Origin of the sequence: Streptomyces actuosus (assembly GCF_016921115.1) — a bacterium.
Lineage (GTDB): Bacteria > Actinomycetota > Actinomycetes > Streptomycetales > Streptomycetaceae > Streptomyces > Streptomyces actuosus_A.
Window position 1 is genome coordinate 56,964 of record NZ_JAFFZS010000038.1, and the last position, 10,975, is coordinate 67,938.

Here is a 10,975-nt window from a genome sequence, read left to right on the forward strand (position 1 = left end):
ATGCTCTGCAAGCGCCCAGCCGATCCCCGGCGGGGCTCGGCGTCGGGGATCGGCCAGGTTCGGCACGGTCGGACAGAGTTTCGCGCGGAGTTCCCTGCCCGGCGCCGTTCAGCCGTGTTCCTCCCACGCCTCCCTGCTGCCGAGGGCCCGGAAGGCCGCGTGTGCGTGGCGGCGGGCCTCCTCGGCAGCCGGGTGGTCGGCGTGCGCCGCGTGCACCTCGGCCAGGTCACGCAGGGTGCGGGCGCGCCAGAGCGGCAGGGCGAGCCGTTCCCACAGGGCGATCGCCTCCCGCAGCGGGGATTCCGCGCCGTCCGGGTCTCCCCCCGCGAGATGCCACTCGCCCCGGGTGCGCAGGACGAGAGCTTCGCCGAAGCGGTCCTGCCGTTCCCGGGCCACCTCCAGGCAGCGGACGAGCCGCTCGTCCGCCCGATCCAGCAGCCCCTGCCTCAACTCGACCTTTGCCAGGGCCTGCTCGGTGTACATGAGACCGAAGGAGTCGCCGAGAGAGGTGAAGACGCGCAGCGCCTCGGCGAGCAGTTCCGTGGCGTCGGACAGCGCGCCGCAGGCCCGGTCGCACAGGGCGATCGAGCGCAGGGTGAGGGCCTCGCCCTGCTGGTCGCCGACCCGCCGGAACAGTTCCAGGGACCGGGTCAGCGCCTCCCGGGCCTGGTCGCCGCGCCCCTGCTCGCGGTGGACGTAGCCGATCCCGTACAGGGTGCGGGCCAGGCCCGCGTCGTCGCGGAGCGTGCGGTACCGCTCCAGGGCGGCGGTGAGCGCTTCGGACGCCTCGCCGAACCGGGCCTGCTCGCGGCGGATGGTGCCGATGCCGACCAGGGCAGTGGCGCCGCCTCGCAGCGCGTCACGCGCGGCGTGGCCCGGCGGCCCCTCGGCGCCCCTCGGTGGCTCACCGGCATCGCCCGTGGTCGGCATCTGCTCGTCGAACAGCCGTCGCGCGCGCTCCATGCAGGCGTACGCCTCCTCGAACCTGTCCTGCTCGTAGCGGAGCTGGCCGAGGCCGACGAGGAGCCACGCCTCACCCCCGCCGTCCCCCTCGCGGCGCACCGCGTCCAGGGCGACGGTGTGGGTCTGCGCCCAGACGTCGAACTGGTTGTACAGGGCAGCGGAACTGGCTATCAGAGCACCCGCCAGTTCGCGGGCGGCTCGGGTCATGCCCTGGGTGGCACAGTGGTGGACGGCCGAGACCAGGCAGTTCTGTTCGGCGGCGAACCAGGCGGTGGGCCGGGTCAGCAGTCTCTCCTGGACCTCGGGGTCGAGTGGGCACTCCAGGTCGGGCTGCGGCATCAGCCAGGAGACCCCGCCGGGTCCCCGGGCGGCAGCGCGGTCGGAGAGGGTCAGCCAGCAGGCAACCAACCGCTTCACCGCGTCCTCGCGTTCGGCGGGGCTCTCCTCGGCCAGGCAGTGCTCGCGGGCGTGTTCCCTGACGAGGTCGTGGATCCGGTACCGGTTCTCGCCGGTGCCGTCGGTGCCGAGCACCTCGATGAGGTGGCAGTCGACGAGCCGTTCGACGGCCTCCTCAGCCTCCTCGGTGCCGATGTCGAGCAGTGGCGCGGCGATCCAGGCGGCGAAGTCGGGCAGGTCCATCAGCGCGAGGCGGCGCAGCGCCCGGCGTTCGGGCGGGTCCAGTTCGGCGTATCCCAGTTCGAGGCTGGTGCGCACCTCCAGGTCGCCGACCCGGAGTTCGTTGAGGCGGCGGCGTTCGTCGCGCAGCCGTCCGGCGAGCTGCCCGGGGCCCCAGTGCGGTCGCGCGGCGAGCCGGGCGCCCGCGATCCGCAGGGCGAGCGGGAGCTGGCCGCACAGGGCGACGATCTCGGCGAGGTCGTTCGGTCCGTCGGGGTGCGTGGTGGTGCGGCCCGCGACCGTGGTCAGCAGGTGCAGTGCCTCGCCGGGGTCGGGCACCGACAGGTCGAGGCGGACCGCGCCCTCCAGCGCGGTCAGCCGCCGCCGGCTGGTGATCAGCACGGCCGAGCCGGGTCCGGGCGGTAGCAGGGGCCGCACCCGGGCCTCGCTGGGAGCACTGTCCAGGATCAACAGGATGCGGCGGTCCGCGAGGTGGGTCCGGTAGAGGCCGATCACGTCGTCGGTTCCGGAGACGGGCTCGGGGTCGACGCCGAGCGCCCGCAACAGCCGGGCAAGGGCGTCGGCGGTGGTCAGCGGGGTGGTGTCGGAGGTGCGCAGGTCGAGGAAGAGGCAGCCGTCGGGGAAGAGATGCGCCGCACGGTGGGCGGCGTGGACGGCGAGCGCGGTCTTGCCCATGCCGGGGCGGCCGGAGATCACCGCGATGAGCGGGGCGGTCCGGGCGCCGTCGCGAGCCTGGTCGAGGAGTGCGGTGGTCCAAGCGACCTGGCGAGTCCGGCCGACGAAGTCGGCGACATCCGGCGGGAGATGGGAGGGCGGCCGGACCGTCCGGCCGGCAGTCGTGGACGCGCCGGGGTCGGCCGGGGCCGCCGGGGGCGCGGGCTGCGGGATGCCCGTACCGACGGGCGCGGGCACCTGCCGGTCGGAAGGCGCGCGGCCGGGTACGGGATCGGGCGCGCCGGACGTGGAAGCCGTGGGCCCCCCGGGCACGAGGGTTTCGGCCGCCCTGGGTGTGGAGGCTGCGGCCGCCCCGGGAGGGGCCGCGAGCTCGGGGTCGTTGCGCAGCACGGCAAGATGGAGTGCGCGCAGCTCGGGTCCGGGGTCGAGGCCGAGGTCGGCGCGGAGTATGTCGCGGCCCTCCTGGAAGACCCGCAGCGCGTCGGGGGCCCGGCCGGCCCGGAACAGGGCGGTCATCAGCTGGGCGCGCGGCCGTTCGCGCAGCGGATGGGCGGCGACGTGGGAGAGAAGCGGGGCGACGACCTCGCCGTCCTGGCCCATTTTCAGCCGCAGGGCGTAGAGGTGCTCCTGCGCGACGAGCCGCAGTTCCTTCAGCCGGGCCGCCTCGATCCGGGCGAAGGACTGGGTGACGCCTTCCAGGGCGTCCTGCCCGCGCCACAGGGAGAGGGCATCGGTGAGCAGGTCGAGCGCCTCGGTGTCGCGTCCCGCGTCCGCGGCGCGCCGTCCGGCCGACAGCAGCCGCTCGAAGCGGCGGGCGTCGACCCGGTCCGGGGGGAGGTCGGCGAGGTAGCCGGGGGCCCGGGTGCGGATCATGGAGGCGGCGCCGGCCGGCGACAGGGCGCGGCGGGCGGCGGCTACGTGCGAGGCGACCAGGGCGCCCGCGGTCGCGGGGGCGCGGTCCTCCCAGACGAGGTCCACCAGCCGTGCGGTGGACAGGACTTCACCCAGGTGCACGACGAGCGCGGACAGCAGCGCCACGGGTCTCGAGCCGCCCAGGGGCAGACTTCCGGTCGCGTCGTCCCTCACCTCGACCGGCCCCAGCAGCCGCACTTCGATCATCGTTCCCCGGCAAGCGTCGATCCGCGCATAAGGCCTGACAACGATATCCGCAGGCCGGGGGTGGGCGTCACCGATCGCCGGGCCGCTGTCCGGTTTCGAGCGGTCCGGTGGCTCGGGTCCCGGCCACGGCACGGGCGGGAGCGCTCCCGTCCTGCTCTCGACGTGAGCGGGTATTGGCCGGTTCCGACGGCGCCCCGGCCGGGGCGCGGTGCGGACATCTGGGGGACGCGCCGGACACCCCCCTCGTATGACCGCGTACGAGGGGTGCTCATACGAGAGGGAGGTGCGCCCCCGTCAGCCCTGTGACGAGGAGTCACCGAGTGAGGAGTCCGATCATGACGAACACCCTGCGCGCGGCGGCGCGTTCACTGCGGCGAGCGGTCCCCGCCTGTGCCGTCGCGACGGCCGCGGTGCTTCCCCTGCTGCTCCCCACGGCGGCCCAGGCGACCACGTCGGACGCCCAGTTGTACGTGTGGGCGACCGGTGTGAACGTACGGGACTGCCCGGAGGTCTCCGCGGCCTGCCCGCCGATCCAGGGCGCGCAGATCGGCAAGCGGTGGGTGACGGCGTTCTGCCAGCGCCAGGGCACCGAGGTGGTGGACGGCCCCTACCGCAACAACTGGTGGGTGCAGGTGAACGCGGGCGGCCCGATCGGCTGGATCAGCGCGGTGTACGTGCGCGGCGGAGACAACGACCGGCCGGTGCCGGGCCTGTCCACCGAGTCCTTCTGCCACTGACCCGGAGGACGGCGGCGCGGACGCTCATACGAGGGGTCCGTGGACGCCGTCTCCCGGACGACGCGTCACCCTCCGTCCAACGACACCGAGAGGGGCACCCGCTGTGTCCTCGAATTCCACGGCCCGCCTGTTCTCCTTGCGAGCCTTGTGCGCCACGCTGCTCGGCCTGTCCGCCGTGCTGGGTCTGATGTCGGCTCCCGCCCAGGCCGACATCACGACCTCACCCGTCCACATCTGGGCCAGCCAGGTGCGGGTGCGTCAGTGCGCGAGCACCACCTGCGGACTGGCCTCGCAGGAAGGGCTCACCAACGTCACCGTGCAGGCGTTCTGCCAGCGGTGGGGCGACCGCGTCGCCGACGGCCCCTACTACAACCACTACTGGGTCGAGATCATCACACCGCAGGGCTGGCTGGGCTGGGTGAGCGCCGTGTACGTCAGCGGCGGCTCCAACGACGGCCCGGTGCCCGGCGTGCGGGTCGAGACCGACTCCGGCCCCGTGTACTGCGAGTACCCGTAGACCGCGTGGTACGGACCGGCAACCGCACCACAGGAAAGGGAAGATCATGAATGTGCAGGACCCGACGTCCGGACGGCGGCTGCGCAGGGCCGTCGTCGTCCTCGCCTCCGCCGCCTGTCTGAGCACTGGCCTCGCCGGCGTCGCCAGCGCCGGCGATGTGTGGCCCGGCCGGAGCCGGGTCGCCCCGGTGAGCCCCGCTTCGGCGGCGGCGGTCGAGCACTACGGCAACATGGCGACCGGCGGCTGCCTCGACGACAGCTTCCCGTACGGCTTCCGGGGATTCGGCTGCAATGGCAGCGACTTCCAGAACTGGAGCGTACGGGTCTGGCAGGAGGACGGCACCCGCCAGTTCCGCAACGTCTCCACCGGCCGCTGCATCAACGGCGGTGTCGGCGCCGGTGCCCACCCGGACACCCGGTCCTGCGACTCGTCCAAGCAGCAGAGCTGGTGGGTGCACAAGCGGGGTGACCAGGTCAGCTTGGAGAACCAGGCCACAGGTCTCTGCCTCGACGACAGCGAGTACGGCCTGCGCATGCTGGCCTGCTCCTACAACCGCAACCAGACCTGGCGCTGACCACACGCCGTGCGCCGCGCCGGCGGGGTCACAGGGGTGCCCCTCCGGCGCACGTCCGCCGGCTGTCGAGTCCCGGCCGCCCTGGCGACGCAGCCGTGCGGGCACACGTCCCCTTCGTCGTGCGCCGGCCGGGGATGGCTCGCCCACCTCACACCGGGCGAGTCGGAACCACGCCCGCTCGCGTCGGTACGCCGTCACTCACTGAATGCACCGGTCCCGCGGCCCGCGACCGGGACGGCTGGGAACTCGCCCTGATGGACGCCGCGCTGGAGTCGGGGGCGCCGCTGCTCGGCATCTTCCGGGGCATGCAGCTGCTGAACGTGGCCCTCGGCGGCACCCTAGTCCAGCACCTCGACGGGCCTGCGAAGGCCATCGGGGTCTTCGGGGAGCACACGGTGACCCCCGTGCCGGGGACGCTGTACGCCTCCCTGGTGCCGGAGGAGTCGTCCGTGCCGACGTACCACCGCCAGGCCGTCCACCGTCTCGGCGAGAGGCTCGTGGCGTCGGCACACGCCGGGGACACGACGGTGGAGGCCGTCGAACTCCCCGGCACCCAACTGTGCTGGGCGTCCAGTGGCACCCCGAGATGGGCGAGGACCTCCGGGTCATGGCCGGCCTGGTGCGCGCGGCGTCCTGTCCGGTGGCCGGCCCGCCCCGCCGACGACCCCGGCGGGGCGGGCCGGGACCCGCCTTCGGGCCCCGGCTCCCGGAAACAGCGGTCAGGCGGTGGAGCGCATCAGCGACAGCAGGTCGCACGCCGGGCCCGTCGGGCGCCGGCCATAGGGCCACACCGCGCATTCACTGCCCCTGTCAGTGTGCATGATCATGCCGCGGACGTCGCCGCCGCGGGTGGCCGCGGCCATGCTGAGTGAGGCCGCCACCAGTTCGCCGTCGTGCCGGGCACCCATCGCGTAACCGAACAGTCGACGGTAGAACAGGTCGATCACCGCTGCCAGGCAGAGCCTGCCCTCACCGGTGTCGATCTCGGTCATGCCGCCTGCCCACACGAGGTCCCATGCTCCGGCAGCGAAGTCCCGGCGGACGAAGTCCGCGGCGGCCCGCCACCTGCCCGGCCCGGCCAGCGACCGGCGGCGCTTGACCTTCCGCCCCGCCGGCCCGAGCTCGGCCATCACTTCGCAATCGTGTTCGCCGACATCCGCCAGCCCCGGCGCACCAGCTCGATGAACACCTTCAGCCAGCCGTAGGTTCCCCGGGCCACTGGACGATCCCCTCGAACTCCTCCACCAGATGCTGCCGACGGATCTCCCACCCGATCGCCGGCCGGGCCCACCACCTGCAGCACCACGACCCCGACACACCCAGAACCCGGCAGACGACGCGATGCGGCATGTCCTCCTCTGCCCTGCAGCTGCTGATCACCCGACCACCACGGCCCGGTGCGCCCTCAGCTGCCTCACCCACAAGACCACGAATCGCTTGCACACATCGCGCTCCATCTCCCGCCTGCGGAAACGCTCGTCCCTCGCCCTGGCCTCCACCCACAGCCACTCCAGCTCGGCCCGCTCGCCCTCCCGCAGCCGGCCACCAGACAGCTCGCCCACCGGCCGGTCCGACGAAGGCGACCCGTCGCACCGCGCCCGCGAGACCCAGCCGTGCAGTGCCCCGGGACGGATGGGATCGTCGGCCACCTCCGGGACCGGCTTCCCGATCTCCGTCACGATCCGTACCGCCCCCTCACGGCACTCGGCGTCGCAGATGCGCTTCGTGGATGCCTTGCCCCCCAACGATCCCTCCGGCCACGGACTCCACAGTGGGAGGGGAGATGCAGGGGCTCTGGCGCTCGGCATGGTAGAACGATGAACGCTCGTCGCAACTTGCCGACTTCGGGGGACAGTTGTTGACCGATACAAACCAACGTGGCCTCGGCAGCCCAGCAGATCTTCCTGGCACAAACGTGGCCACCGCCCCGACAAGGCGGGACTACGGACTCCGCGACGGAGGCCGAGAGGTTCCGGAGCCGCCTTCGGCCGTACCAGACCTGTTGACGGTACCGCAGTGACGACCAGTGCGGCCGGGCCCGGGGAGGTGCCCCTCCCGGCGCCCTTCGACGAGGCCACCAGCAAACGGCTGCGGCAGTGGGCGTTGGACCGCAACCGGGTCGCGGAGCCTGCCAGCGAACAGTGGGAAGCCCGGGGACGGACGGGCGCGGTGCTGAGTACGATCATCATGCGGCCGCTGACCGAAAATCAGGGAGGTCCGGAGAAGCTGCTCGTCAAGATCTGCCCGCCGGACTCGCCGGCCAACGAGGCCCAGCGCCACCGGGCGGCCTGGGAGGGCTCCCCGGAGGGCTTCCGCGAGCGGCACTTGGCGCGTCTGGCCGCCGATCCGCTCAGGTTGGAGGATGGCCGTTCGCTGATCATCCAGCGCATCAGCCGGGATCTGCGGAGAAGTCCGACGCTGAGTTCACTGCCCCCCAGCCAACGTCCCGATGCCTGCGCCGAACTGGCCGATCTGGTGCTCACCGGATGGAATCCGGAGAAACTCCAGCTCCGGACGGGCGTCCGGGCCGGGGACTTCCTCAGGGCCGAGGTCGGCGACTGCCTCGCGGAAGGACGGTCCGCCATGGTCTGGTTGTCCTCCTTGGGCCTGGACTCGGAGGTGGCGCTGCACACCGCACCGCACATACCCAGCGGAGGACCGCTCGCCCCCAATCCGCATCATCTGCTCCGCGAGGGCTCGGCGCTGGATCGTCATCGCATCGACCACCTCCACGGCCGGACCCATGGAGATCTCCACCTGGGCAACGCCCTTGTTCCCCTCGGCCCGTCGGGCGTTCCCCTGTGGGACGAGATCCTCCTGTACGACCTGGGAGGCTTCGATGCCACCGGGCCCATGAACCGGGACCTGGTGAGCATGGGCCTGGCGACCGTGACGGACACGGTGGGCGGCCTCTCCGACGCCGCAGCCCACGCTCTGCTGGAATTCTTCTTGTCGCCGAACGACCACGACGCTCCACAGGACCAGTTCATGCGGCCGGTGTGGGAGATCCACCGACGGGGCACAGCCAAAGCGGGTCCGGAGTGGAGCATGGAATGGCATGCCGAGTACCTGCTCACCCTCGCGGCGCGCGCTCTGGTCCACACCTCGTACGACGACGCGGGCCAGCGCGGGAAACTGTGGTTCCTACGGCTGGCGGCACGGGCGCTTCAACTGTTCATGAATCGTCCGGAACAGGTGACCGCGGCCCCGTCGGGCTGGCGCCGGCCGGACGCCGTACCGGCCGGGGAGAATGCCGTGACCGGGCCCGTTCGTGTTCCCGTGTCCTCCCCCACCCCGACGGCGCACCAGATTCGGGAGGCCTCGGCGAACCAGCGCCGTTTGCTGGATGCCCGTGAGGTCGACGGCTCGGTGCACCGGAGCCAGGTGGTCCGGGCGGTGTTGGAGGCCCTGCGATGGCCAGTGGCTGCTTCTGGTGACGTACCCCGAGGATCCGGACCGCCGACCGAATGGGAGGGGCACCGGGTCGTACCGGTCAGGGGCGCCCCCGGAGCGGGGAAGACCGTCGTGGCCGGCCAGGTCTACGATGCTCTGGCGGCCATGCCTGGAACGTCGGTTCTCGTCATTCCCTGTGAACAGATCACGCTCTCCCCCCGAGAACCGGGTGAACTCGACGCCGAAATGGGGCGATTGCTTGGCCGGGACGGATTGCTGGGCGCGATCGGTGACCTTACCGACTCTCCGGGTGATCGGCGGGTAGTGATCCTGGACACTCTCGACTCTCTGCTCGACGAGCACACGCGGGATCCGATCATCCGCCTGTGCGAAGCCGTTCTCATGGCGGGTGCCGACCTCGTGCTCACCTGTCGGCGTCATGACTTCAACGTACTGCTGCATGGGGCCAGGGCAGGCCTTGGCCGGTTGGGGGCGTACGTCTGCGATCCGGTCGATGTCCCCGGGCTCACCCCCGAAGAGGTACGTGGCGTCGTCAAGAGTTATCTCCGCCGCCGTGGTATCACTCCGCAGGGCGGCCCTGAGTCCTTCGCGAACCAGGTGCTGGAACTGACAGCGGACCGGCGACCGCTTCGAGAGATCACCTTCAACCCGCTGTTGCTGGTGATGCTGTGCCAACTGTTCGCCGACACCCGCTCCGTGCCCCGTGATCTGACCACCACCAGGCTGTGCGCGAAGTACTGTGCGGAACGCATCCCGCAGAGTCGCAAGTATCCCGGCGACCGCGCGCTGGCCGGCGCGAAACTCGCCCTGTGGCACAAGGCGGCAGGCCTACTGTGGTCCGACTCCACCGACCGCCTCGCCTCGAACGTGGCGGAGAGTGCCCTGGTCGGCGGGGAGACCTCCTGGGCGGCCTTCGACGACCTGCGCAGCGAAGGCGTACTTGTTCCTCGCACTCTGGACGGGCTCAGATACGGCTTCCTCCACCAGGTCATCACCGAATACAGCATCGCCATCCATCTGCGGGACGTCAGACCGAAGGAACTGCGCGGTCTGCTCGACGGGCTGCATCAGGACTCATCGCATCGCTGGTTCGCCTGGCAGATCGTCCGTCATCTTGTGGCGCTTGCAGGGGAGGACGACGTCTGGGAGCTGCTCGACCAGCTCGACCTCCGCCAGGTTCCGGCCTACCGAGCCGCGGTGCAGGGAGCCTCGGCCGAGTGGCGCCCTGGCCTTCTGGAACGCTTGGCAGAATGTCCCGCGAGCGTCGCCGATCTGTGTGAGGCGGTAGCCGCCGTGCCGGACGAGGCACTGGCCGAGGTGGTCGAAGCCCTGGCCGGACTCGGTCGGCGCGCGCCCGGCCAGTTGTCCGGACTCTGCGACACGGCGGGCTCGCTGGCAGCACGCGCGCCGCAGGACGTGGAAGCGGCACTGTGCACCTGGCTGGAGCTGATCGCCGAGTTCCAGAAGCCCTCGTCACGACCGCCCGAGGTGGCGCGGAGCCTCCCGGACCATCTGCTGGAACTGTTGCTGCTGCCGATCGTCTCCAGGGGCGGCGTCCTGAGCGAGAAGGTGCTCAGGAAAGCGCGTGCCTGTGTCCCGCGCGCGGGGCTGATCGGTGTCCGCGCTGTCATCCAGGTCCACCTAGACACGCCGAACGCCGAATATGGCCGTGCGCAGCTACTTTCCCTCGTTCTCGCATACCCGGAAGGCGCGAACAAGATCGGCACTCCGGCACGGAACCTCGTCGACACGGTACGGCCCTGGGCCTGTTGTCCTGGAGGCGCGGAGAGCCATGAAGCCGTGCTGGCGTTCCTGGAAGAAGGGCCCGATCAGGCCGGGACGCTGCGGGCCCGCGCGGTCGGACAGGCAGTGAACCGCAATCCGGCGCTGCGTTCGGGGGTGCTTTCCGCCTTCCTCCAGGACGAGCCCCGGAGCCGACGGGTTCTGATCAGTCTTCAAGATGCGGTCGCGCAGGGCGGATCGGGCTGGCTGGCCGATAAACTCATCCACTCCGCGCTCCCTGAGGCTCCAGTTCCGCTGGGTCGGTTGTGCGGGTTGCTCAAGAACTTCACAGGGGCTCCGGCAGTTGAGCGCCGCAAGCTCGCCGACTGGTTCGCTCCCTGTCTGCACGGTCATGGAACGGCACCCGCCGACGCCTATCTCAGGTTGGTCCACGATGACCTCGACGGTCTCAGGGCCGTACTGACCGCGTTCTGTCGGCGACGGGTGAATCCTGGTTCTGGATCACTTTCCGTGCAGCGTTGACGGACGGTCACGGGCCCGCCCCCGCCGCACGGTCACCCGGCCAGCAGGACGCGCTTGCGGAGCAGGGCCAAGCCC

7 protein-coding genes and 1 pseudogene are annotated in these 10,975 nt (G+C 71.4%); 5 read left to right on the top strand and 3 right to left on the bottom strand.

Annotated features, from left to right (window positions below; genetic code table 11):
- Positions 1 to 108 precede the first annotated feature (108 nt).
- Positions 109 to 3,393 carry an AfsR/SARP family transcriptional regulator gene (locus JS756_RS30740; RefSeq protein WP_205386536.1) on the bottom strand — a complete coding sequence of 1,095 codons (3,285 nt, stop codon included), beginning with the start codon at positions 3,391 to 3,393 and terminating at the stop codon, positions 109 to 111.
- 335 nt (positions 3,394 to 3,728) lie between these two features.
- On the opposite strand from JS756_RS30740, the gene JS756_RS30745 reads away from it, so the two are divergent.
- From JS756_RS30745 to JS756_RS38595, 4 genes and pseudogenes are all read left to right on the top strand, one after another.
- Complete coding sequence (locus JS756_RS30745; RefSeq protein WP_205386537.1) at positions 3,729 to 4,130, top strand: SH3 domain-containing protein; 402 nt, start codon at positions 3,729 to 3,731, stop codon at positions 4,128 to 4,130.
- Positions 4,131 to 4,233: 103 nt separating this feature from the next.
- Positions 4,234 to 4,647: a hypothetical protein gene (locus JS756_RS30750; protein WP_205386538.1), complete on the top strand. Its 414-nt coding sequence runs from the start codon at positions 4,234 to 4,236 to the stop codon at positions 4,645 to 4,647.
- A gap of 46 nt (positions 4,648 to 4,693) precedes the next feature.
- Positions 4,694 to 5,221, top strand: coding sequence for an RICIN domain-containing protein (locus JS756_RS30755; RefSeq protein ID WP_205386539.1), 528 nt, complete (start codon positions 4,694 to 4,696; stop codon positions 5,219 to 5,221).
- Positions 5,188 to 5,855 (top strand): annotated as a pseudogene (locus tag JS756_RS38595) (gamma-glutamyl-gamma-aminobutyrate hydrolase family protein); the annotation flags it as partial. The gene JS756_RS30755 and the pseudogene JS756_RS38595, both read left to right, overlap by 34 nt.
- A gap of 85 nt (positions 5,856 to 5,940) precedes the next feature.
- Here JS756_RS38595 and JS756_RS30765 read toward each other — a convergent pair.
- Both JS756_RS30765 and JS756_RS30770 read right to left on the bottom strand, forming a co-directional pair.
- On the bottom strand, positions 5,941 to 6,351 hold the full coding sequence (locus tag JS756_RS30765; RefSeq protein ID WP_240204609.1) for a DDE-type integrase/transposase/recombinase: 411 nt from the start codon (positions 6,349 to 6,351) through the stop codon (positions 5,941 to 5,943).
- 246 nt (positions 6,352 to 6,597) lie between these two features.
- Complete coding sequence (locus tag JS756_RS30770; protein ID WP_240204610.1) at positions 6,598 to 6,966, bottom strand: transposase; 369 nt, start codon at positions 6,964 to 6,966, stop codon at positions 6,598 to 6,600.
- 271 nt (positions 6,967 to 7,237) lie between these two features.
- On the opposite strand from JS756_RS30770, the gene JS756_RS30775 reads away from it, so the two are divergent.
- Positions 7,238 to 10,900, top strand: a complete 3,663-nt coding sequence (locus JS756_RS30775) for an NACHT domain-containing protein (protein WP_205386542.1) — start codon at positions 7,238 to 7,240, stop codon at positions 10,898 to 10,900.
- Positions 10,901 to 10,975 lie beyond the last annotated feature (75 nt).